Here is a 19,642-nt window from a genome sequence, read left to right as displayed (position 1 = left end):
GCTTTATGGCTCGTACTACACCGATTAACCGCTACCGTAACATCGGTATCGTCGCGCACGTGGATGCTGGCAAGACCACGACGACGGAGCGGGTTTTGTTCTACACGGGTGTCAACCACAAAATGGGCGAGGTGCATGATGGCGCCGCGACCATGGACTGGATGGTGCAGGAGCAGGAGCGTGGTATCACTATCACCTCCGCTGCCACTACTGCGTTCTGGGCGGGTTCTTCCAAGCAGTTCGACAAGTACCGTTTCAACATCATCGATACCCCCGGTCACGTGGACTTCACCATTGAAGTAGAGCGCTCCTTGCGCGTACTCGATGGTGCGGTCGTGGTGTTCTGTGGCACCTCGGGTGTTGAGCCCCAGTCCGAAACCGTATGGCGTCAAGCCAACAAATACGGCGTTCCGCGTCTTGTGTACGTCAACAAGATGGACCGTGCCGGTGCCAACTTCCTGCGTGTGATCGGTCAGATCAAAGAGCGTCTGGGTCACACTCCGGTGCCGATCCAGTTGGCTATCGGTTCTGAAGAGAACTTCGTTGGCCAGATCGATCTGATCAAGATGAAGGCTGTCTACTGGAACGACGACGATCAGGGTATGACCTTCCGCGAGGAAGAGATCCCGGCCGAGCTCCAGGGTCTGGCTGAAGAGTGGCGCAGCAATATGGTTGAGGCGGCCGCCGAAGCCAACGAAGAATTCATGAACAAGTATCTCGAAGGTGAAGAGCTCACCATCGAAGAAATCAAGGCTGGTCTGCGTCAGCGTACTATCGCTGGCGAAATCGTGCCGGCTGTTTGTGGTTCTTCCTTCAAGAACAAGGGCGTGCCCCTGGTTCTCGACGCCGTTATCGATTACCTGCCTGCTCCGGTTGATATTCCGGCGATCAAGGGCAGCGATCCGGATGACGAAACCGTTGAGATGGAGCGTCATGCCGATGACAGCGAGCCGTTCTCGGCGCTGGCATTCAAGATCGCTACAGACCCATTCGTGGGTACCCTGACTTTCGCACGCGTTTATTCGGGCGTGTTGAGCTCGGGCGATGCGGTGATCAACTCGGTCAAAGGCAAGAAAGAGCGTGTTGGTCGTATGGTGCAAATGCATGCGAACACCCGTGAGGAAATCAAGGAAGTGCGCGCTGGCGACATCGCTGCACTGATCGGCATGAAGGACGTCACCACTGGCGACACTCTGTGCTCTCTTGAGAAGCCGATCATCTTGGTGCGCATGGACTTCCCGGAGCCGGTTATCTCGGTTGCCGTTGAGCCGAAAACCAAGGTCGACCAGGAAAAAATGGGTATCGCTCTGGGCAAGCTTGCTCAGGAAGACCCGTCTTTCCGCGTCAAGACCGACGAAGAGACTGGTCAGACGATCATCTCTGGTATGGGTGAGTTGCACCTGGACATCCTTGTCGATCGCATGAAGCGCGAGTTCGGTGTGGAAGCCAACATTGGTAAGCCGCAGGTTGCTTACCGTGAGACCATTCGCAACAAGTGCGAAATCGAAGGTAAGTTCGTGCGTCAATCCGGTGGTCGTGGCCAGTTTGGTCACTGCTGGATTCGCTTCGAGCCGGCTGACGAAGGTCAGGAAGGTCTGCAGTTCGTCAACGAAGTAGTGGGTGGTGTGGTTCCGAAGGAATACATCCCGGCTATTCAGAAGGGTATCGAAGAGCAGATGAAGAACGGCGTTGTTGCCGGTTATCCGCTCATCGGCCTAAAAGCCGCGGTCTTCGATGGTTCTTACCATGATGTCGACTCTAACGAGATGGCATTTAAGATCGCTGCTTCCATGGCGACCAAGCAGCTGGCCCAAAAGGGTGGAGCTGTACTGCTTGAGCCGATCATGAAAGTAGAGGTGGTAACACCTGAAGACTACATGGGTGACGTGATGGGTGACCTGAACCGTCGTCGTGGTCTGATCCAGGGTATGGAAGATACGGTTGCCGGCAAAGTGATTCGTGCCGAGGTTCCGTTGGGTGAGATGTTTGGTTATGCAACCGACGTCCGCTCCATGTCTCAGGGTCGCGCGAGTTACTCCATGGAGTTCTCGAAGTACTCAGAAGCTCCGTCGAACATCGCCGAAGCTATCGTCAAGAAACAAGGCTGATCCAGCCCTTTAGGCAAGAGGTTTACTGTCGTGGCTAAAGAAAAATTTGAACGTAAAAAACCGCACCTCAACGTCGGCACTATTGGTCACGTTGACCATGGTAAGACGACTCTGACTGCTGCTCTGACCAAGGTCTGCGCCGAAGCCTTCGGTGGTTCTGCGCGTGACTTCGCCCAGATCGACAACGCTCCGGAAGAAAAGGCTCGTGGTATCACGATCAACACTTCCCACGTTGAATACGATTCGGCTGTCCGTCACTACGCACACGTCGACTGCCCGGGCCACGCTGACTATGTGAAAAACATGATCACTGGTGCTGCGCAGATGGATGGCGCGATCCTGGTTTGCTCCGCTGCTGACGGCCCGATGCCGCAGACTCGTGAGCACATCCTGCTGTCCCGTCAGGTGGGCGTTCCTTACATCGTGGTCTTCCTGAACAAGGCGGACATGGTGGACGACGCTGAGCTGCTGGAGCTGGTTGAGATGGAAGTGCGTGATCTGCTGAGCACTTACGACTTCCCGGGCGACGACACCCCGATCATTATCGGTTCCGCGCTGATGGCGTTGAACGGTCAAGATGACAACGAAATGGGTGTCAGCGCTGTGCGTAAGCTGGTTGAGACTCTCGACAGCTACATTCCTGAGCCAGAGCGTGCAATCGACAAGCCGTTCCTGATGCCAATCGAAGACGTGTTCTCCATCTCCGGCCGCGGTACCGTGGTAACCGGTCGTGTTGAGCGTGGCATCGTCAAGATTCAGGAAGAGGTGGAAATTGTTGGTATCCGTGATACCACCAAGACCATTTGCACTGGTGTTGAGATGTTCCGCAAGCTGCTGGACGAAGGTCGTGCCGGTGAGAACGTTGGCGTACTGCTGCGTGGCACCAAGCGTGATGATGTTGAGCGTGGTCAGGTCTTGGCCAAGCCGGGCACCATCAAGCCGCACACCAAGTTCGAAGGCGAAGTGTACATTCTGAGCAAGGAAGAGGGCGGTCGTCACACGCCGTTCTTCAAGGGCTACCGTCCGCAGTTCTACTTCCGTACGACTGACGTGACCGGTAACTGCGAACTGCCAGAAGGCGTTGAAATGGTAATGCCGGGCGACAACATCAAAATGGTTGTCACCCTGATTGCTCCGATCGCGATGGAAGATGGTCTGCGTTTCGCCATCCGTGAAGGTGGTCGTACCGTTGGCGCTGGTGTAGTTGCCAAAATCATCGAGTAATCGTTGATTCATGAAAAAGCCTCCGCTTGCGGGGGCTTTTTTATTGAGTTGACACCTAGAGGGGGCGTCTATAGAATTGCGCCTCCTTTTAACGGGCGTATTGCGTCCGCTGGGAATAGCAGCTGGGAGTCTGAGATCAATGCAAAATCAACAAATCCGGATACGGTTGAAGGCTTTTGATCATCGCCTAATCGACCAATCCACCCAGGAAATCGTGGAAACCGCGAAACGTACTGGTGCTCAGGTGCGTGGTCCGATTCCTCTGCCTACTCGCAAAGAGCGGTTTACTGTTCTGGTTTCTCCGCACGTCAACAAAGACGCGCGCGACCAGTATGAAATCCGTACTCATAAGCGCGTGCTGGACATTGTTCAGCCAACGGATAAAACCGTTGACGCTCTTATGAAGCTCGATCTTGCGGCTGGCGTGGAAGTGCAGATCAGCCTCGGCTAAGACCTGTAAGGTTTTAGTCGTGTAACGCTCTGAAATGGGCGGCCATAGCGGGTGAAAGCCCCGTACACTCATGAGGTTTACAACATGACTATTGGTGTAGTCGGTCGTAAATGCGGTATGACCCGTATTTTCACCGAAGAAGGTGTCTCCATTCCGGTTACGGTCATTGAGATCGAGCCGAATCGCGTCACTCAGTTCAAAACCGAAGAAAGCGATGGCTATCGTGCAGTGCAAGTCACTGTCGGTGAGCGTCGTGCTTCGCGCGTGACTGCTGCTCAAGCGGGTCACTTCGCTAAAGCAAACGTAGCTGCCGGTCGCGGCGTCTGGGAGTTCCGTCTTGAAGAGGGCGACTACCAGGCTGGCGATGTGATCAACGCAGAAATTTTCCAAGCAGGTCAGCTGGTGGATGTCACCGGTCAGTCCAAGGGTAAAGGCTTCGCCGGTACCATCAAGCGCTGGAACTTCCGCGGTCAAGATAACACCCACGGTAACTCCGTCTCCCACCGCGTCCCTGGCTCTATCGGCCAGTGCCAGACTCCTGGTCGTGTATTCAAGGGCAAGAAAATGTCCGGTCATATGGGCGCTGAGCGCGTGACCGTGCAGTCCCTGGAAGTTGTGCGCGTCGACGCTGAACGCAATCTGCTGCTGGTGAAGGGTGCTGTTCCTGGCGCTACTGGCGGCAACCTGGTTGTGCGTCCGGCAGCCAAGGCTCGCGGTTAAGGGGAAGCTGACATGCAATTAAATGTAAATGACGCTCAGGCGATCGAAGTTTCCGAGCTGACCTTTGGCGGCGAATTCAACGAGACGCTGGTACACCAGGCGGTCGTGGCCTACATGGCTGGCGGTCGTCAGGGCAGCAAGCAGCAAAAGACTCGTTCCGACGTTTCCGGTGGCGGTAAGCGCCCGTGGCGTCAGAAGGGTACTGGTCGTGCTCGTGCCGGTACTATCCGTAGCCCAATCTGGCGTGGCGGCGGTACCACTTTCGCAGCTCGTCCGCAGGATCACACGCAGAAGCTGAACAAGAAGATGTATCGCGCAGCACTGCGCTCCATTCTTGCTGAGCTGGTGCGTACTGATCGTCTGGTTGTGGTTCAAGACTTCGCTGTTGAGGCGCCGAAAACCAAAACTCTGCTGAACAAGCTCAATGGCATGGGTCTGACAGATGTTCTGATCGTGTCTGATGCTGTTGATGAGAATCTGTACCTGGCTGCTCGTAACCTGCCGCACGTCGATGTCCGTGATGTACAGGGTTCCGATCCGGTCAGTCTGATCGCATACGACAAAGTGTTGATCACTGTGTCGGCCGTGAAGAAATTCGAGGAGCTGCTGGGATGAACCAGGAACGCGTATTTAAAGTGCTACTTGGCCCGCACGTCTCTGAGAAAGCCACGGTTTTGGCTGACAAAAAAGGCCAGTTCGTTTTCAAGGTTGCGACTGATGCAACCAAGCTGGAAATCAAGAAGGCCGTCGAAAGCCTGTTCAGCGTGAAAGTAGAGCGTGTTACTACCCTGAATGTTCTGGGTAAGAGCAAGCGTACTGCTCGCGGTCTGGGCAAGCGTAATGACTGGAAGAAGGCAGTAATCTCCCTTCAGCCGGGCCAAGATCTCGACTTCAGCAGCAGTGCTGAGTAAGGAAGGGGTGCATCATGGCAATCGTTAAATGCAAACCGACTTCCGCTGGCCGCCGTTTTGTGGTCAAGGTGGTCAACCAGGAGCTGCACAAAGGCGCTCCTTACGCACCGCTGCTCGAGAAGAAGTCGAAGTCTGGTGGTCGTAACAACAATGGCCGTATTACCACGCGTCACATCGGTGGTGGTCATAAGCAGCATTACCGTCTGGTCGATTTTCGTCGCAACGACAAAGATGGCATTCCAGCCACTGTCGAGCGTATCGAATATGACCCGAACCGCACCGCGCACATCGCTCTGTTGATGTACGCAGACGGCGAGCGCCGCTATATCATCGCCCCAAAAGGCGTGAGTGCTGGCGACCAGTTGATCGCGGGTGCTCTTGCGCCGATCAAGCCGGGCAATGCTCTGCAGCTGCGTAACATGCCGGTGGGTAGCACTGTGCATGGTATCGAACTGAAGCCGGGTAAAGGTGCTCAGATCGCTCGTTCCGCTGGTGCTTCGGCTCAGCTGATCGCTCGTGAAGGCGCTTACGTGACCCTGCGTCTGCGTTCCGGTGAAATGCGTAAAGTGCTGGCTGAATGCCGTGCGACCCTGGGCGAGGTCTCGAACTCCGAGCACAGCCTGCGTTCGCTGGGTAAAGCTGGTGCCAAGCGCTGGCGTGGCGTTCGCCCGACCGTTCGTGGTGTTGCCATGAACCCAGTCGACCACCCGCATGGTGGTGGTGAAGGTCGTACCTCTGGTGGTCGTCATCCGGTGTCTCCATGGGGCTTCCCGACTAAGGGCGCGAAGACTCGTGGTAACAAGCGCACCGATAAAATGATCGTCCGTCGTCGCAAGTAAATAGAGGGATACGACAGTGCCACGTTCTCTGAAAAAAGGTCCTTTTATTGATCTTCACCTACTGAAGAAGATCGAAGTGGCGGTGGAAAAGAACGATCGCAAGCCGGTGAAAACCTGGTCGCGCCGTTCCATGATCCTGCCGCAAATGGTTGGTCTGACCATTGCTGTGCATAACGGTCGTCAACATGTCCCGGTTCTCGTGAACGAAGACATGGTCGGCCACAAACTGGGCGAGTTTGCCGGTACCCGCACTTATCGTGGGCACGTGGCTGACAAGAAAGCCAAGCGTTAAGGGGTAAGGAACGATGGAAGTAGCCGCTAAGTTGTCGGGCGCTCGAATCTCCGCCCAGAAAGCCCGCTTGGTCGCCGACCAGATCCGCGGGAAGAAGGTGGGCGAAGCGCTCAACCTGTTGGCTTTCAGCAGTAAGAAAGCCGCCGAGATCATGAAGAAAGTGCTGGAGTCGGCTGTAGCCAACGCCGAGCACAACGAAGGCGCAGACGTGGATGACCTTAAGGTTTCCACCGTTTTCGTCAACGAAGGGCGTTCGCTGAAGCGCATCATGCCGCGTGCTAAAGGCCGTGCTGATCGCATCGTCAAGCGGTCTTGCCATATCACTGTCAAGGTTGCTGACAAGTAACGGAGTCGAAGAGATGGGTCAGAAAGTACATCCCATTGGCATTCGCCTGGGTATCGTCAAGGAACACACCTCCGTCTGGTACGCCAGCGGTCGGACTTATGCGGACTATTTGTTCGCTGATCTGAAGGTGCGTGAGTATCTCCAAGACAAATTAAAAAGCGCGTCCGTAAGCCGTATCGATATCCATCGTCCGGCTCAAACAGCACGTATCACCATCCACACCGCTCGTCCCGGCATCGTGATCGGCAAGAAAGGTGAAGATGTTGAGAAGCTGCGTCAGGACCTGACCAAGCAAATGGGTGTGCCTGTGCACATCAATATCGAAGAGATCCGCAAGCCGGAGCTCGACGGTATGCTGGTTGCGCAGAGCGTAGCTCAGCAGCTGGAGCGTCGTGTGATGTTCCGTCGCGCTATGAAGCGCGCTGTACAGAACGCCATGCGCATTGGTGCCAAAGGCATCAAAATCCAAGTGAGCGGTCGTTTGGGCGGCGCAGAAATTGCCCGTACCGAGTGGTATCGCGAAGGTCGTGTGCCGTTGCACACCCTGCGTGCCGATATCGACTATGCCACGTACGAAGCGCACACCACTTATGGTGTGATCGGTGTCAAGGTTTGGATCTTCAAAGGCGAAGTAATTGGTGGTCGCCAGGAAGAACTGAAGCCGCAAGCACCTGCGCCTCGTAAAAAAGCTGCTAAGTAAGGGGTACGCCAAATGTTGCAACCAAAGCGTACGAAGTTCCGCAAGCAGATGACAGGCCACAACCGTGGCTTGGCTCAGCGCGGTAGCAAAGTCAGCTTCGGCGAGTTCGCGCTGAAGTCTGTTGCTCGTGGTCGTCTCACCGCCCGCCAGATCGAGTCCGCTCGTCGTGCTCTGACTCGTCACGTTAAGCGTGGCGGCAAAATCTGGATTCGTGTGTTCCCTGATAAGCCGGTCACCAAGAAGCCTCTCGAAGTGCGGATGGGTAAAGGTAAGGGTAGCGTCGAGTATTGGGTTGCCCAGATCCAGCCAGGCAAAGTCCTGTATGAAATCGAGGGTGTTTCCGAAGAGCTGGCGCGTGAGGCTTTCGCCCTGGCTGCTGCAAAGCTGCCGCTCGCCACCTCCTTTGTTAAGCGGACGGTGATGTGATGAAAGCGAATGAACTTCGTGAAAAATCAGCACAGCAGCTGAACGAGCAACTGCTCGGCCTGCTGCGCGACCAGTTCAATCTGCGTATGCAGAAGGCAACTGGCCAGTTGGGGCAGTCTCACCTGCTCTCGCAAGTTAAGCGTGACATCGCTCGCGTGAAGACTGTGCTCAACCAGCAGGCAGGTAAGTAATCATGGCTGAAGCCGAAAAAACCGTCCGTACGCTGACTGGCCGTGTCGTCAGCGACAAGATGGACAAGACCATCACCGTCCTGATCGAGCGTCGCGTCAAGCACCCGATCTACGGTAAATACGTGAAGCGTTCGACCAAGCTGCACGCCCACGACGAAACCAATCAGTGCCATATCGGCGACAAGGTCACTATTCGTGAGACTCGTCCGCTGGCCAAGACCAAAACTTGGGCACTGGTTGAAGTCGTTGAACGCGCAGTGGAAGTCTAAGGACTAGGGGTCGGAGAAATTATATGATTCAGACTCAATCCATGCTCGATGTGGCCGACAACAGCGGTGCACGCCGTGTTATGTGCATCAAGGTGTTGGGCGGTTCGCATCGCCGTTACGCTGGCATCGGCGACATCATCAAAGTCACCGTCAAGGAAGCAATTCCGCGCGGCAAAGTGAAAAAAGGCCAAGTGATGACTGCTGTCGTAGTCCGCACTCGCCATGGTGTTCGTCGTCCAGACGGCTCCATTATTCGCTTTGATGGCAACGCTGCTGTTCTGCTGAACAACAAGCAAGAGCCGATCGGCACCCGTATCTTTGGGCCCGTGACCCGTGAACTTCGCTCTGAGAAGTTCATGAAGATCGTCTCGCTCGCCCCTGAAGTGCTGTAAGGAGATCCGACATGCAAAAGATTCGTCGTGACGACGAGATCATCGTGATCGCCGGCAAAGACAAAGGTAAGCGTGGCAAGGTGCTCAAGGTTCTCGCTGACGACCGTTTGGTCGTTGGTGGGATCAACCTGGTGAAGCGCCATACCAAGCCGAACCCGATGTCGGGCGTTCAAGGCGGTATCGTCGAGAAAGAGGCGCCGCTGCACGCCTCTAACGTCGCCATTTTCAACGGTGAAACCAGCAAGGCTGACCGCGTTGGTTTCAAAGTAGAAGACGGCAAAAAAATTCGTGTCTTCAAGTCGACCCAAAAAGCGGTTGATGCTTGAACACTGCTAGGTAGAAGACCATGGCACGACTAAAAGAGATTTATCGGAAAGAAATCGCTCCGAAGCTTAAGGAAGAACTTAAGCTGTCGAACGTGATGGAAGTTCCGCGCGTTACCAAAATCACCCTGAACATGGGTCTTGGCGAAGCGATCGGTGATAAGAAAATCATCGAGCACGCGGTAGCGGATTTGGAAAAAATCACCGGTCAAAAAGTCATTGTGACTTACGCTCGGAAATCCATCGCAGGCTTTAAAGTCCGTGAAGGTTGGCCGATCGGCGTCAAAGTTACACTGCGTCGCGATCGTATGTATGAGTTCCTGGATCGTCTGCTTTCGATCTCCCTGCCGCGCGTGCGTGACTTCCGCGGCCTGAATGCCAAGTCCTTCGATGGTCGTGGCAACTACAGCATGGGCGTCAAAGAGCAGATCATTTTCCCGGAAATCGATTACGACAAGATCGATGCTCTGCGCGGTCTGGACATTACCCTGACCACCACTGCTCGTACGGATGATGAAGGTCGCGCCTTGCTGCGTGCTTTCAACTTCCCGTTCCGCAACTGATTGGAGTAGGAACATGGCCAAGCAAAGCATGAAAAACCGCGAGCTGAAGCGTCAGCAAACGGTAGCAAAGTTCGCTAAGAAGCGTGCCGAGCTGAAAGCTACCATCGTGAATCCGAACACCAGTCCGGAAGCTCGTTGGGAGGCGCAGATCGCTCTGCAGAAGCAGCCACGTGACGCCAGCGCTTCGCGCCTGCGTAACCGCTGCCGCATCACCGGTCGTCCGCACGGCGTGTACCGCAAGTTCGGCCTCGGCCGTAACAAGCTGCGCGAAGCTGCCATGCGTGGTGACGTACCGGGTCTGGTGAAAGCTAGCTGGTAAGTCGTATGTCTCGAATCGGGGCTGCCTGGACCTGCAAAGGTTAGGTAGTTGCGTTGAGCGATAATGAATCAAGCCCCTTTTGGGGCTTGATTCATTTTTAAGCAGTCTCTAGAATGATCGGCTCGCCTGAGCCTGGGTTTTGGTTTGCCCGGAATTTTTCTAGCGACTGTAGTAGCCGTAAGGCTAATTCTTTTTGTATCAGGAGCGTCTAGCCCATGAGTATGCAGGACCCGTTAGCGGACATGCTAACTCGTATCCGTAATGCCCAGATGGCTGAAAAGTCCGTCGTAAGCATGCCTTCCTCCACGTTGAAGGTGGCTGTAGCCAAAGTTCTGAAGGACGAAGGTTACATTGCGGGTTTTCAGATCAGTAGCGACATCAAGCCGTTGCTATCCATCGAGCTGAAATATTTCGAAGGCCGTCCGGTCATCGAAGAAGTGAAGCGCGTCAGCCGTCCAGGCTTGCGCCAGTACAAGTCCGTCGATGATCTGCCGAAAGTTCGTGGCGGTCTTGGCGTATCCATCGTCTCCACCAACAAAGGTGTGATGACGGATCGTGCTGCGCGCGCTGCCGGTGTCGGCGGTGAAGTGCTTTGCACAGTGTTCTAAGGGGGGGATAAGCATGTCTCGCGTTGCTAAGAACCCCGTTAAGCTGCCAGCTGGTGTTGAGGTCAAACTCTCCGGCCAACAGCTTTCGGTGAAGGGTGCAAAAGGCGCTCTAGAACTGAATGTTCATTCGTCCGTTGAAGTGGTTGAAGATGCTGGTGAGCTGCGTTTTGCGGCTCGCAATGGCGATCAGCAAACTCGTGCAATGGCCGGTACCACCCGTGCGTTGGTTAACAACATGGTAATCGGCGTCAGCCAAGGCTTCGAGCGCAAGCTTCAGCTGGTTGGTGTTGGTTACAAGGCGCAGGCTAAAGGCGAAGTGCTGTCCCTGGCACTAGGCTTCTCGCATCCGGTGGAATACGAGCTTCCGCAAGGCGTCACCGCCGAAACTCCCAGCCAGACCGATATCCTGATCAAGGGCATTGATAAGCAGCTGGTTGGTCAAGTGGCCGCTGAGATCCGCGACTTCCGTCCGCCAGAGCCCTATAAAGGCAAAGGTGTGCGTTACGCTGACGAAGTCGTCCGCCGTAAAGAAGCCAAGAAGAAGTAGGGCATAGCAAATGACCGACAAAAAAGTTACTCGACTGCGTCGCGCTCGCAAAGCACGCCTGAAAATGCACGAGCTAGAAGCCGTGCGTCTCTGCGTGTATCGCTCTTCGCAGCACATTTACGCCCAGGTCATCTCGGCCGACGGCAGCAAAGTCCTGGCAAGCGCCTCGACTTTGGACAAGGATCTGCGTGATGGTGCCACCGGCAACATCGATGCGGCCACGAAAGTAGGTCAGCTGGTTGCTGAGCGTGCGAAAGCCGCTGGCGTCACTCAGGTGGCATTCGACCGTTCTGGCTTCAAGTACCACGGCCGTGTTAAGGCACTGGCTGATGCTGCTCGTGAAGGCGGGCTGGAGTTCTAAGTTATGGCAAATGATCAAAGACGCGACAGCCGCGACGAAGGCCGCGACGAAGGCTACATCGAGAAGCTGGTTCAAGTTAACCGCGTTGCCAAGACCGTCAAAGGCGGCCGTATCTTCACTTTCACTGCGTTGACCGTAGTGGGTGATGGTAAGGGTCGCGTTGGTTTCGGTCGTGGCAAGTCCCGCGAAGTGCCGGCTGCTATCCAGAAAGCTATGGAGGCTGCCCGTCGCAACATGATTCAGGTGGACCTCAATGGCACCACTCTGCAGTACGCGATGAAGTCTGCTCATGGCGCCTCCAAGGTGTACATGCAGCCTGCTTCTGAAGGTACTGGCATCATCGCTGGCGGCGCTATGCGTGCCGTTCTCGAAGTTGCTGGCGTGCAGAACGTATTGGCCAAGTGCTATGGCTCGACTAACCCTGTGAACGTGGTTCACGCCACCTTCAAGGGTTTGAAGGCTATGCAATCTCCTGAGTCTATTGCAGCTAAGCGCGGCAAGAGCGTTAAGGAGATTTTCTAATCATGGCTAATGCAACTGTCAAAGTTACGTTGATCAAAAGCGTTAGCGGCCGCATCCCGAATCACAAGCTTTGTGTGAAGGGCCTGGGTCTGCGTCGCATTGGTCACACTGTAGAAGTGCTGGATACTCCCGAGAACCGCGGGATGATCAACAAGGCTTACTACATGCTGCGAGTCGAGGGTTAACACATGTACCTGAACGATCTGAGTCCTGCGCCGGGTTCCCGTCGCGAGAAGCACCGTCCGGGCCGTGGTATCGGTAGCGGTTTGGGTAAGACTGGTGGCCGCGGCCACAAAGGTCAGACCTCCCGCTCCGGTGGCACCATTGCTCCGGGCTTTGAAGGCGGTCAACAGCCGCTGCACCGTCGTCTGCCGAAGTTCGGCTTCGTCTCCCTGAAGGCTATGGATCGCGCCGAAGTGCGTACATCCGAGCTGAATAAAGTGGAAGGCGATGTCGTGACTCTGCAGTCTCTGAAGGATGCCAACCTGATTAATCAACACGTACAGCGCGTGAAAGTCATGCTGTCCGGTGAGATTACTCGTGCGGTCACCCTTAAAGGTATCGCTGCCACCAAAGGTGCGCGTGCGGCTATCGAAGCAGCTGGCGGCAAGTTCGAGGACTAAATGGCTAAGCAAGGTGCTCTCTCAGCGCTCAGCAACGGTGGGTTATCCGAGCTCTGGGCTCGACTGCGCTTCCTCGTTATGGCGATTATCGTCTATCGGGTAGGTGCACACATCCCAGTGCCAGGGATCAATCCCGACCGGCTGGCTGACCTGTTCCGACAGAATGAGGGGACTATTCTTAGCCTGTTCAACATGTTTTCCGGCGGCGCGCTGGAGCGGATGAGTATCTTTGCGCTGGGGATCATGCCGTACATTTCGGCATCGATCATCATGCAGCTCATGACCGCTGTCAGCCCGCAGCTGGAGCAGTTGAAGAAGGAAGGTGAGTCTGGTCGTCGCAAGATTAGCCAGTACACCCGCTACGGCACCTTGATCTTGGCTCTTGTGCAGGCGACCGGCATGTCCGTTGGCCTGGCGGGTCAGGGTGTGGCGTTCTCGGTCGATTTCGGCTTCCACTTCGTGGCTGTCACCACCTTCGTGGCTGGTGCCATGTTCATGATGTGGCTGGGCGAGCAGATCACTGAGCGCGGTGTCGGTAACGGCATCTCGATGCTGATTTTTGCGGGCATCGTGGCCGGTTTGCCGAGTGCTGTCGGGCAGTCTTTCGAGTCTGCTCGTCAGGGCGATATCAATATTTTCGCCTTGGTCGCCATTGGTTTGCTGGCTGTAGCGATCATCGGTTTTGTGGTTTTCATTGAGCGTGGTCAGCGTCGCATTGCGGTGCATTACGCCAAGCGTCAGCAGGGCCGTAAGGTCTTCGCTGCGCAGACTAGCCACTTACCGCTGAAGGTGAACATGGCCGGTGTCATTCCGGCTATCTTCGCCAGTAGCCTTCTGTTGTTCCCGGCTTCGCTGGGTGCCTGGTTCGGTCAGTCTGAAGGTATGGGCTGGCTCCAGGATATTTCACAGGCTATCGCTCCTGGTCAGCCGTTGAATATTTTGCTGTTTAGTGCAGGGATCGTTTTCTTCTGCTTCTTCTATACGGCGCTGATGTTCAATCCGAAAGACGTAGCGGAAAACCTGAAGAAGTCTGGTGCCTTTATTCCTGGCATCCGTCCGGGTGAGCAGTCCGCGCGCTATATCGATGGCGTGTTGACTCGTTTGACCATGTTCGGTGCTTTGTACATGACGGCCGTTTGTTTGCTGCCCCAGTTCCTGGTGGTGGCTGCTAACGTACCGTTCTACCTTGGCGGGACCTCGTTGCTGATCGTGGTAGTGGTTGTGATGGACTTTATGTCGCAAGTACAATCGCACCTCGTTTCACACCAGTACGAATCCCTGATGAAGAAAGCCAACCTGAAGGGCTACGGCAGCGGCATGCTCCGCTGATGTGTCCATAAGGTTCGAGGAGTTGGTGATGAAAGTTCGTGCATCGGTGAAAAAGCTGTGCCGTAACTGCAAAATTATTCGCCGTGAAGGTGTCGTGCGAGTGATCTGTAGTGCTGAACCGCGTCACAAGCAGCGCCAAGGCTGAGTGTGATCAAAAGCTATAAGCCCGGCAGCTAGTGCGCTGCCGGGTTGCTTATTTGTTATTACAGCGTTAATATCTCGCGCCCTTTTCTTGGCTTCCCGGGCGTAGGTAGCTGTCAATTGGAGTCTCACTGAATGGCCCGTATTGCAGGCGTCAACATTCCAGATAACAAGCATACTGTTATCTCGCTGACCTACATCTTCGGTGTTGGTCGCACTACTGCGCAGAAAATTTGCGCAACCACTGGGGTTAACCCAGCGGCAAAGATTAAAGATCTGAGCGATGAGCAGATTGAGCTCTTGCGTGGCGAAGTTGCGAAGGTAAACACCGAGGGTGATCTTCGCCGTGAAGTCAACATGAAAATCAAGCGCTTGATGGACCTGGGTTGCTACCGCGGCCTGCGTCATCGTCGCGGCCTTCCGGTCCGCGGTCAGCGTACCAAGACCAACGCACGTACCCGTAAGGGTCCGCGTAAGCCGATCCGCAAGTAATCGCACCCGCGAATCGACAGGAATCTAGTCATGGCAAAACCTGCTGCTCGTCCTCGTAAGAAAGTCAAAAAGACAGTGGTTGATGGCATCGCCCACATCCACGCGTCTTTCAACAACACCATTGTGACCATTACCGATCGTCAAGGTAACGCCCTGTCTTGGGCTACCTCTGGTGGCTCGGGTTTCCGCGGTTCACGCAAGAGCACCCCGTTCGCTGCCCAGGTGGCTGCAGAACGTGCTGGTCAAGCTGCGCTGGAATACGGCCTGAAGAACCTCGACGTTAACGTCAAGGGTCCCGGTCCGGGTCGTGAGTCCGCTGTCCGTGCATTGAACGGCTGCGGTTACAAGATCGCCAGCATCACCGACGTGACGCCAATCCCGCATAACGGGTGCCGTCCGCCGAAGAAGCGTCGCGTGTAATCAGGAGACAGTAGAAAATGGCTCGTTACATTGGTCCCAAATGCAAACTGTCCCGTCGTGAAGGCACTGACCTCTTTCTTAAGAGCGGTGTTCGCGCTATCGAATCGAAGTGCAACATCGAGGCAGCCCCTGGTATCCACGGTCAACGTCGTGGTCGCCAATCCGATTACGGTACCCAGCTGCGTGAAAAGCAGAAAGTTCGTCGTATCTACGGCGTACTAGAGCGCCAGTTCAGCGGTTACTACAAGGAAGCTGCCGGTCGTAAAGGCGCAACCGGTGAGAACCTGCTGCAACTGCTCGAGTGCCGTCTGGATAACGTCGTATACCGTATGGGCTTTGGTGCTACTCGTGCCGAATCCCGTCAGCTGGTTTCGCACAAAGCGATCAGCATCAACGGTAAAACCGTCAACGTACCGTCCTACCAGGTTCGTGCTGGTGACGTGGTTGCGGTTCGCGAGAAATCGAAGAATCAGCTGCGCATTGTTCAAGCTCTTGAGCTGTGTGCCCAGCGTGGCCGCGTTGAGTGGGTTGAAGTGGACACTGAGAAGAAAACTGGTGTGTTTAAAAACGTACCGGCTCGCAGTGACCTCTCCGCCGACATCAACGAAAGCCTGATTGTCGAGCTCTACTCCAAGTAAGGGCTAGAAAATAGGTGCATCCATGCAGATTTCGGTAAATGAGTTCCTGACCCCCCGCCATATCGATGTGCAGGTGGTCAGTCCGACCCGCGCCAAGATCACTCTCGAGCCTCTCGAGCGTGGTTTCGGCCATACCCTGGGCAACGCGCTGCGTCGTATTTTGTTGTCCTCAATGCCTGGCTGTGCAGTAGTCGAGGCCGAAATTGACGGTGTACTCCATGAGTACAGCGCCATTGAAGGTGTTCAGGAAGACGTCATTGAAATCCTGCTCAACCTGAAAGGTCTGGCTATTAAGCTGCACGGTCGTGACGAAGTGACTCTGACACTGGCGAAGAAGGGCTCGGGCGTAGTTACCGCTGCCGATATTCAGCTGGATCATGATGTCGAGATCGTCAATGGTGATCACGTTATTGCCAACTTGGCTTCTAACGGCGCACTGAACATGAGGCTCACTGTGGCTCGTGGTCGCGGCTATGAGCCGGCTGACTCGCGTCAGAGTGATGAAGATGAAAGCCGCAGCATTGGTCGCTTGCAGCTGGACTCTTCTTTCAGCCCGGTACGTCGTGTGGCGTACGTGGTTGAGAACGCCCGTGTTGAGCAGCGTACTAACCTAGACAAGCTGGTTATTGACCTGGAAACCAACGGTACCTTGGATCCGGAAGAGGCTATCCGTCGTGCCGCGACCATTCTGCAGCAGCAGTTGGCCGCGTTCGTCGACCTCAAAGGTGACAGTGAGCCCGTGGTGATTGAGCAGGAAGACGAGATCGATCCGATCCTGCTGCGTCCGGTCGATGACCTGGAACTGACCGTGCGTTCGGCCAACTGCCTCAAGGCGGAGAACATCTATTACATCGGCGACCTGATTCAGCGTACCGAAGTAGAGTTGTTGAAGACTCCGAACCTGGGCAAGAAGTCCCTGACTGAGATCAAGGACGTCCTGGCCTCCCGTGGTCTGTCCCTCGGCATGCGCCTCGACAACTGGCCGCCGGCAAGTCTTAAGAAAGACGACAAGGCTACGGCCTGATCGTCGTAATCACCGAACGTGAGTTTGGTAAGGAATTGAACCATGCGTCATCGTAAGAGTGGTCGTCACCTGAGCCGCACCAGCGCTCACCGCAAGGCCATGTTCCAAAACATGGCGGTGTCGCTGTTTGAGCACGAGCTGATCAAAACTACCCTGCCTAAGGCCAAGGAACTGCGTCGCGTCGCCGAGCCGCTGATCACCCTGGCTAAAGAAGATAGTTTGGCTAACCGTCGTCTAGCTTTCGACCGTACCCGTTCGAAAGCCATCGTCGGCAAGCTGTTCAACGACCTGGGCAAGCGCTACGCCACCCGTCAGGGCGGTTACCTGCGTATCCTCAAGTGCGGTTTCCGCGCTGGCGACAACGCTCCAATGGCTTATGTTGAGCTGGTTGACCGTCCGGTCGGCGGCGCAGTAGAAGCTGCTGAGTAAGTCGTAGGTTGTAAAAAAAAAACCGGGCCATTGGCCCGGTTTTTTTATGCGCGTCAAAAACATCGGATGCCGTGTTTGTTTCTGTCATCTGTCGGCATTTTCGAGCCTCAGTTGTAAGTACTTGCTGCCCTTCAGGTGCGCGGGGTGCTTGGCTGGCTGTAAGAGGCGAGGTGCATTTGGGTGATGAGCTGGGAGCTTCTCCATTTTTCTGGTTATGTAAAAGAATAAGACTATCGAGAACTTTTATTTAATAAATTGGCTCTCTTTCTAGGGTGGATCTAGCCTTCTACCCATTGCCGGACAGCACCGGTTGTATAACTGATGAGGAGAGCCAGGATGAGCCAGAAGCCAATTCTTACTACCAGTAGCGGTAGCCCAGTTGCCGATAACCAGAACTCTCGTTCCGCCGGGCCGCGTGGACCGTTACTGCTGGATGACTTTCATCTGGTAGAAAAGCTTGCACATTTCAACCGTGAAGTAATCCCTGAGCGTCGGGTGCACGCTAAAGGTTCGGGTGCTTATGGCACCTTCACAGTCAGCCGCGATATCACCCAATACACACATGCCAAGCTGTTCGAGTCGGTAGGTAAACAGACTGCAGTATTCCTGCGCTTCTCCACCGTGGGTGGTGAGCGTGGCTCGGCGGATACCGAGCGTGATCCGCGTGGTTTTGCTTTGAAGTTCTACACCGAGGAAGGCAACTGGGATGTTGTTGGCAACAACACCCCGGTGTTCTTCATCCGTGACCCGTTGAAGTTCCCTGATTTCATCCATACCCAGAAGCGTTTGCCGCAGAGCAACCTGAAGAGCCCGCAAGCCATGTGGGACTTCTGGTCGCTGTCGCCGGAGTCGCTGCACCAGGTGACTATCCTGTTCTCGGATCGTGGCATTCCGGACGGCTATCGCTTTATGCACGGCTTTGGCAGTCACACCTTCAGCCTAGTCAACGCCAAGGGTGAGCGGCATTGGGTCAAGTGGCACTTCAAGACCAAGCAGGGCATCAAGAACCTGGCGCCAGCCGATGCCGCGCGTTTGGCCGGTACTGACCCTGATTACGCCCAGCGCGACCTGTTTGGTGCGATTGAGCGTGGCGACTTCCCGAAATGGCGGGTGTGCATTCAGGTGATGACCGAGGCCCAGGCGGCAGCGCATCACGAGCACCCGTTTGATGTGACCAAAACCTGGTCGCAGAAAGAGTACCCGCTGATCGAGGTGGGTGAGCTGGAGCTCAATCGCAATCCGCAGAACTATTTTGCCGAGGTTGAGCAGGCGGCTTTTGCCCCGAGCAATATTGTGCCAGGTATCGGCTTGTCGCCAGACAAAATGCTGCAAGGCCGGGTGTTTGCCTACGCCGATGCGCATCGCTATCGCGTGGGGACCAATCATCAGCAATTGCCGGTTAACGCGCCGAAATGCCCATATCACAACTATCAGCGCGATGGCTCGATGCGCTTTGATGGCAATGGTGGGGCCACGCCGAACTACGAGCCGAACAGCTATGTAGATGCGCCCAAGCAAGCACCCGAATATCGCGAACCGGCGTTGGCGCTGAGTGGTGCGGCGGATCGCTTTGATCACCGTGTCGATGATGACTACTACAGCCAGGCGGGTGCGCTGTTCCGCTTGATGGACGCAGGGCAAAAGGAGTTGTTGATCAACAACATTGCCGGTGCGATGAAAAGCGTCACGCGTGACGTTCAACTGCGCCAGATCGGGCATTTTCTCAAGGCCGATCCAGCCTATGGTGAAGGCGTCGCTAAGGCCTTGGGTGTTGCTCTGAGCTAACTGGAGTCTGGAATAAGAAAAACCGCCCTCGCTTTGGGCGGTTTTTTTATGCCTGTAGGATTATTGTTGAGCGAAGAGCTCGGGCTAGCGCGCGGCTAAAGCCGTGACCCGTTGGGTGTGTTCAGTCAAACTTAGCGCTTTGATCAGGGAGAAGCGGGCGGATGAAAGGGCACCCGGAAGTTATCGATTATCTCAATACATTGCTGGCCGGCGAACTGGCTGCACGCGACCAATACTTCATTCATTCGCGCATGTATGAAGACTGGGGCTTCAGCAAGCTTTACGAGCGCATCAATCATGAGATGGCGGAGGAGGCGCAGCATGCGGATGCGTTAATCCGCCGAATCTTGATGCTTGAGGGCACACCGCGCATGCGGCCTGACGACCTAGATCGTGGGACCACGGTGCCAGAGATGCTGGCCAGCGATCTGCGCCTGGAATACAAGGTGCGGGCTGCGCTGTGCAAGGGTATTGAGCTCTGTGAGCTGCATAGGGATTACATCACACGCGATATTTTGCGCGTACAGCTGGCCGACACCGAGGAAGATCACACCTATTGGCTTGAGCAGCAGCTCGGCCGGATCAAACTGGTCGGCTTGGAGAACTACCTGCAATCGCAGTTCTGAGCTGCTCGAGCAGACATAAAAAA

General features: G+C 55.3%; 32 protein-coding genes. All 32 read left to right on the top strand.

Annotated features, from left to right (window positions below; genetic code table 11):
* The first annotated feature begins 5 nt into the window (after positions 1-5).
* The 32 genes from fusA (at position 6) to bfr (ending at position 19,619) form a co-directional block, all read left to right on the top strand.
* Complete coding sequence (gene fusA / locus D3879_RS02570) at positions 6-2,108, top strand: elongation factor G (protein WP_119952557.1); 2,103 nt, start codon at positions 6-8, stop codon at positions 2,106-2,108.
* A gap of 30 nt (positions 2,109-2,138) precedes the next feature.
* Positions 2,139-3,332, top strand: a complete 1,194-nt coding sequence (gene tuf, locus D3879_RS02565) for an elongation factor Tu (RefSeq protein ID WP_119952556.1) — start codon at positions 2,139-2,141, stop codon at positions 3,330-3,332.
* A 139-nt stretch (positions 3,333-3,471) separates the two neighbouring features.
* The gene (gene rpsJ / locus D3879_RS02560; RefSeq protein WP_003186070.1) at positions 3,472-3,783 is read left to right on the top strand and encodes a 30S ribosomal protein S10; all 312 of its coding nucleotides are present in this window, start codon (positions 3,472-3,474) and stop codon (positions 3,781-3,783) included.
* Positions 3,784-3,867: 84 nt separating this feature from the next.
* The gene (gene rplC / locus D3879_RS02555) at positions 3,868-4,503 is read left to right on the top strand and encodes a 50S ribosomal protein L3 (RefSeq protein ID WP_119952555.1); all 636 of its coding nucleotides are present in this window, start codon (positions 3,868-3,870) and stop codon (positions 4,501-4,503) included.
* 12 nt (positions 4,504-4,515) lie between these two features.
* Complete coding sequence (rplD, locus tag D3879_RS02550) at positions 4,516-5,118, top strand: 50S ribosomal protein L4 (protein WP_119952554.1); 603 nt, start codon at positions 4,516-4,518, stop codon at positions 5,116-5,118.
* Positions 5,115-5,414 carry a 50S ribosomal protein L23 gene (rplW, locus tag D3879_RS02545; RefSeq protein ID WP_002555488.1) on the top strand — a complete coding sequence of 100 codons (300 nt, stop codon included), beginning with the start codon at positions 5,115-5,117 and terminating at the stop codon, positions 5,412-5,414. The genes rplD and rplW overlap by 4 nt, the downstream gene beginning before the upstream one ends.
* Before the next feature lie 14 nt (positions 5,415-5,428).
* On the top strand, positions 5,429-6,253 hold the full coding sequence (gene rplB / locus D3879_RS02540; protein ID WP_119952553.1) for a 50S ribosomal protein L2: 825 nt from the start codon (positions 5,429-5,431) through the stop codon (positions 6,251-6,253).
* Between the two features lie 16 nt (positions 6,254-6,269).
* A complete protein-coding gene (rpsS, locus tag D3879_RS02535; RefSeq protein WP_010486981.1) occupies positions 6,270-6,545 on the top strand; it encodes a 30S ribosomal protein S19 in 276 nt (91 codons plus the stop codon).
* 13 nt (positions 6,546-6,558) lie between these two features.
* Positions 6,559-6,891: a 50S ribosomal protein L22 gene (gene rplV, locus D3879_RS02530; RefSeq protein WP_003103908.1), complete on the top strand. Its 333-nt coding sequence runs from the start codon at positions 6,559-6,561 to the stop codon at positions 6,889-6,891.
* Positions 6,892-6,904: 13 nt separating this feature from the next.
* Positions 6,905-7,591, top strand: coding sequence for a 30S ribosomal protein S3 (gene rpsC, locus D3879_RS02525; RefSeq protein ID WP_119952552.1), 687 nt, complete (start codon positions 6,905-6,907; stop codon positions 7,589-7,591).
* A 12-nt stretch (positions 7,592-7,603) separates the two neighbouring features.
* A complete protein-coding gene (gene rplP / locus D3879_RS02520; RefSeq protein WP_110618209.1) occupies positions 7,604-8,017 on the top strand; it encodes a 50S ribosomal protein L16 in 414 nt (137 codons plus the stop codon).
* A complete protein-coding gene (gene rpmC, locus D3879_RS02515; protein ID WP_002555481.1) occupies positions 8,017-8,208 on the top strand; it encodes a 50S ribosomal protein L29 in 192 nt (63 codons plus the stop codon). Before rplP ends, rpmC begins: the two co-directional genes overlap by 1 nt.
* 2 nt (positions 8,209-8,210) lie before the next feature.
* Positions 8,211-8,477 (top strand): 30S ribosomal protein S17, encoded by a 267-nt coding sequence (gene rpsQ, locus D3879_RS02510; protein ID WP_119952551.1) that lies wholly within the window; start codon positions 8,211-8,213, stop codon positions 8,475-8,477.
* A 23-nt stretch (positions 8,478-8,500) separates the two neighbouring features.
* The gene (rplN, locus tag D3879_RS02505) at positions 8,501-8,869 is read left to right on the top strand and encodes a 50S ribosomal protein L14 (protein WP_003289207.1); all 369 of its coding nucleotides are present in this window, start codon (positions 8,501-8,503) and stop codon (positions 8,867-8,869) included.
* Positions 8,870-8,880: 11 nt separating this feature from the next.
* Complete coding sequence (rplX, locus tag D3879_RS02500) at positions 8,881-9,195, top strand: 50S ribosomal protein L24 (protein WP_119952550.1); 315 nt, start codon at positions 8,881-8,883, stop codon at positions 9,193-9,195.
* 20 nt (positions 9,196-9,215) lie between these two features.
* Positions 9,216-9,755: a 50S ribosomal protein L5 gene (rplE, locus tag D3879_RS02495; protein WP_119952549.1), complete on the top strand. Its 540-nt coding sequence runs from the start codon at positions 9,216-9,218 to the stop codon at positions 9,753-9,755.
* Positions 9,756-9,768: 13 nt separating this feature from the next.
* Entirely contained in the window at positions 9,769-10,074 is a 306-nt protein-coding gene (gene rpsN / locus D3879_RS02490; RefSeq protein WP_119952548.1) for a 30S ribosomal protein S14, read from the top strand.
* Between the two features lie 215 nt (positions 10,075-10,289).
* Positions 10,290-10,682 carry a 30S ribosomal protein S8 gene (gene rpsH / locus D3879_RS02485; protein WP_119952547.1) on the top strand — a complete coding sequence of 131 codons (393 nt, stop codon included), beginning with the start codon at positions 10,290-10,292 and terminating at the stop codon, positions 10,680-10,682.
* Positions 10,683-10,695: 13 nt separating this feature from the next.
* Positions 10,696-11,229 carry a 50S ribosomal protein L6 gene (gene rplF / locus D3879_RS02480; RefSeq protein ID WP_119952546.1) on the top strand — a complete coding sequence of 178 codons (534 nt, stop codon included), beginning with the start codon at positions 10,696-10,698 and terminating at the stop codon, positions 11,227-11,229.
* 10 nt (positions 11,230-11,239) lie between these two features.
* A complete protein-coding gene (gene rplR / locus D3879_RS02475; protein ID WP_119952545.1) occupies positions 11,240-11,590 on the top strand; it encodes a 50S ribosomal protein L18 in 351 nt (116 codons plus the stop codon).
* Positions 11,591-11,593: 3 nt separating this feature from the next.
* Complete coding sequence (gene rpsE / locus D3879_RS02470; RefSeq protein WP_119952544.1) at positions 11,594-12,112, top strand: 30S ribosomal protein S5; 519 nt, start codon at positions 11,594-11,596, stop codon at positions 12,110-12,112.
* A 2-nt stretch (positions 12,113-12,114) separates the two neighbouring features.
* On the top strand, positions 12,115-12,297 hold the full coding sequence (gene rpmD, locus D3879_RS02465) for a 50S ribosomal protein L30 (protein ID WP_119952543.1): 183 nt from the start codon (positions 12,115-12,117) through the stop codon (positions 12,295-12,297).
* A gap of 3 nt (positions 12,298-12,300) precedes the next feature.
* Positions 12,301-12,735: a 50S ribosomal protein L15 gene (rplO, locus tag D3879_RS02460; RefSeq protein ID WP_119952542.1), complete on the top strand. Its 435-nt coding sequence runs from the start codon at positions 12,301-12,303 to the stop codon at positions 12,733-12,735.
* Entirely contained in the window at positions 12,736-14,064 is a 1,329-nt protein-coding gene (gene secY, locus D3879_RS02455; RefSeq protein WP_119952541.1) for a preprotein translocase subunit SecY, read from the top strand.
* A gap of 28 nt (positions 14,065-14,092) precedes the next feature.
* Positions 14,093-14,209, top strand: coding sequence for a 50S ribosomal protein L36 (gene rpmJ / locus D3879_RS02450; protein WP_002555468.1), 117 nt, complete (start codon positions 14,093-14,095; stop codon positions 14,207-14,209).
* 131 nt (positions 14,210-14,340) lie between these two features.
* A complete protein-coding gene (rpsM, locus tag D3879_RS02445) occupies positions 14,341-14,697 on the top strand; it encodes a 30S ribosomal protein S13 (RefSeq protein WP_108096520.1) in 357 nt (118 codons plus the stop codon).
* Between the two features lie 30 nt (positions 14,698-14,727).
* On the top strand, positions 14,728-15,117 hold the full coding sequence (gene rpsK, locus D3879_RS02440) for a 30S ribosomal protein S11 (protein ID WP_002555466.1): 390 nt from the start codon (positions 14,728-14,730) through the stop codon (positions 15,115-15,117).
* Between the two features lie 17 nt (positions 15,118-15,134).
* The gene (gene rpsD / locus D3879_RS02435) at positions 15,135-15,755 is read left to right on the top strand and encodes a 30S ribosomal protein S4 (RefSeq protein ID WP_119952540.1); all 621 of its coding nucleotides are present in this window, start codon (positions 15,135-15,137) and stop codon (positions 15,753-15,755) included.
* A 22-nt stretch (positions 15,756-15,777) separates the two neighbouring features.
* On the top strand, positions 15,778-16,779 hold the full coding sequence (locus D3879_RS02430; RefSeq protein ID WP_119952539.1) for a DNA-directed RNA polymerase subunit alpha: 1,002 nt from the start codon (positions 15,778-15,780) through the stop codon (positions 16,777-16,779).
* Positions 16,780-16,821: 42 nt separating this feature from the next.
* Positions 16,822-17,208: a 50S ribosomal protein L17 gene (rplQ, locus tag D3879_RS02425; protein ID WP_119952538.1), complete on the top strand. Its 387-nt coding sequence runs from the start codon at positions 16,822-16,824 to the stop codon at positions 17,206-17,208.
* Positions 17,209-17,544: 336 nt separating this feature from the next.
* The gene (locus D3879_RS02420; RefSeq protein ID WP_119952537.1) at positions 17,545-18,993 is read left to right on the top strand and encodes a catalase; all 1,449 of its coding nucleotides are present in this window, start codon (positions 17,545-17,547) and stop codon (positions 18,991-18,993) included.
* 161 nt (positions 18,994-19,154) lie between these two features.
* Positions 19,155-19,619, top strand: coding sequence for a bacterioferritin (bfr, locus tag D3879_RS02415; RefSeq protein ID WP_119952536.1), 465 nt, complete (start codon positions 19,155-19,157; stop codon positions 19,617-19,619).
* Positions 19,620-19,642: the final 23 nt, after the last annotated feature.

This window comes from Pseudomonas cavernicola, from assembly GCF_003596405.1.
Lineage (GTDB): Bacteria > Pseudomonadota > Gammaproteobacteria > Pseudomonadales > Pseudomonadaceae > Aquipseudomonas > Aquipseudomonas cavernicola.
Note: the sequence above shows the minus strand (reverse complement) of the source record. Positions and strands in the feature narration are given on the sequence as shown.

Bases quoted from the DNA above. Each gene is read 5' to 3' on its own strand.
- rpsK (WP_002555466.1), top strand. From the start codon at position 14,728: ATGGCAAAACCTGCTGCTCGTCCTCGTAAGAAAGTCAAAAAGACAGTG.
- rplB (WP_119952553.1), top strand. From the start codon at position 5,429: ATGGCAATCGTTAAATGCAAACCGACTTCCGCTGGCCGCCGTTTTGTG.
- bfr (WP_119952536.1), top strand. From the start codon at position 19,155: ATGAAAGGGCACCCGGAAGTTATCGATTATCTCAATACATTGCTGGCC.
- rplN (WP_003289207.1), top strand. From the start codon at position 8,501: ATGATTCAGACTCAATCCATGCTCGATGTGGCCGACAACAGCGGTGCA.
- rplQ (WP_119952538.1), top strand. From the start codon at position 16,822: ATGCGTCATCGTAAGAGTGGTCGTCACCTGAGCCGCACCAGCGCTCAC.
- rplW (WP_002555488.1), top strand. From the start codon at position 5,115: ATGAACCAGGAACGCGTATTTAAAGTGCTACTTGGCCCGCACGTCTCT.
- rplE (WP_119952549.1), top strand. From the start codon at position 9,216: ATGGCACGACTAAAAGAGATTTATCGGAAAGAAATCGCTCCGAAGCTT.
- secY (WP_119952541.1), top strand. From the start codon at position 12,736: ATGGCTAAGCAAGGTGCTCTCTCAGCGCTCAGCAACGGTGGGTTATCC.
- rpsQ (WP_119952551.1), top strand. From the start codon at position 8,211: ATGGCTGAAGCCGAAAAAACCGTCCGTACGCTGACTGGCCGTGTCGTC.
- rpsM (WP_108096520.1), top strand. From the start codon at position 14,341: ATGGCCCGTATTGCAGGCGTCAACATTCCAGATAACAAGCATACTGTT.
- rplX (WP_119952550.1), top strand. From the start codon at position 8,881: ATGCAAAAGATTCGTCGTGACGACGAGATCATCGTGATCGCCGGCAAA.
- D3879_RS02430 (WP_119952539.1), top strand. From the start codon at position 15,778: ATGCAGATTTCGGTAAATGAGTTCCTGACCCCCCGCCATATCGATGTG.
- rpsD (WP_119952540.1), top strand. From the start codon at position 15,135: ATGGCTCGTTACATTGGTCCCAAATGCAAACTGTCCCGTCGTGAAGGC.
- rpsN (WP_119952548.1), top strand. From the start codon at position 9,769: ATGGCCAAGCAAAGCATGAAAAACCGCGAGCTGAAGCGTCAGCAAACG.
- rplO (WP_119952542.1), top strand. From the start codon at position 12,301: ATGTACCTGAACGATCTGAGTCCTGCGCCGGGTTCCCGTCGCGAGAAG.
- fusA (WP_119952557.1), top strand. From the start codon at position 6: ATGGCTCGTACTACACCGATTAACCGCTACCGTAACATCGGTATCGTC.
- rplC (WP_119952555.1), top strand. From the start codon at position 3,868: ATGACTATTGGTGTAGTCGGTCGTAAATGCGGTATGACCCGTATTTTC.
- rpsC (WP_119952552.1), top strand. From the start codon at position 6,905: ATGGGTCAGAAAGTACATCCCATTGGCATTCGCCTGGGTATCGTCAAG.
- rplV (WP_003103908.1), top strand. From the start codon at position 6,559: ATGGAAGTAGCCGCTAAGTTGTCGGGCGCTCGAATCTCCGCCCAGAAA.
- rplD (WP_119952554.1), top strand. From the start codon at position 4,516: ATGCAATTAAATGTAAATGACGCTCAGGCGATCGAAGTTTCCGAGCTG.
- rpsJ (WP_003186070.1), top strand. From the start codon at position 3,472: ATGCAAAATCAACAAATCCGGATACGGTTGAAGGCTTTTGATCATCGC.
- D3879_RS02420 (WP_119952537.1), top strand. From the start codon at position 17,545: ATGAGCCAGAAGCCAATTCTTACTACCAGTAGCGGTAGCCCAGTTGCC.
- rpsE (WP_119952544.1), top strand. From the start codon at position 11,594: ATGGCAAATGATCAAAGACGCGACAGCCGCGACGAAGGCCGCGACGAA.
- rpmC (WP_002555481.1), top strand. From the start codon at position 8,017: ATGAAAGCGAATGAACTTCGTGAAAAATCAGCACAGCAGCTGAACGAG.
- rpsH (WP_119952547.1), top strand. From the start codon at position 10,290: ATGAGTATGCAGGACCCGTTAGCGGACATGCTAACTCGTATCCGTAAT.
- rpmD (WP_119952543.1), top strand. From the start codon at position 12,115: ATGGCTAATGCAACTGTCAAAGTTACGTTGATCAAAAGCGTTAGCGGC.
- rpmJ (WP_002555468.1), top strand. From the start codon at position 14,093: ATGAAAGTTCGTGCATCGGTGAAAAAGCTGTGCCGTAACTGCAAAATT.
- rplF (WP_119952546.1), top strand. From the start codon at position 10,696: ATGTCTCGCGTTGCTAAGAACCCCGTTAAGCTGCCAGCTGGTGTTGAG.
- rplR (WP_119952545.1), top strand. From the start codon at position 11,240: ATGACCGACAAAAAAGTTACTCGACTGCGTCGCGCTCGCAAAGCACGC.
- rplP (WP_110618209.1), top strand. From the start codon at position 7,604: ATGTTGCAACCAAAGCGTACGAAGTTCCGCAAGCAGATGACAGGCCAC.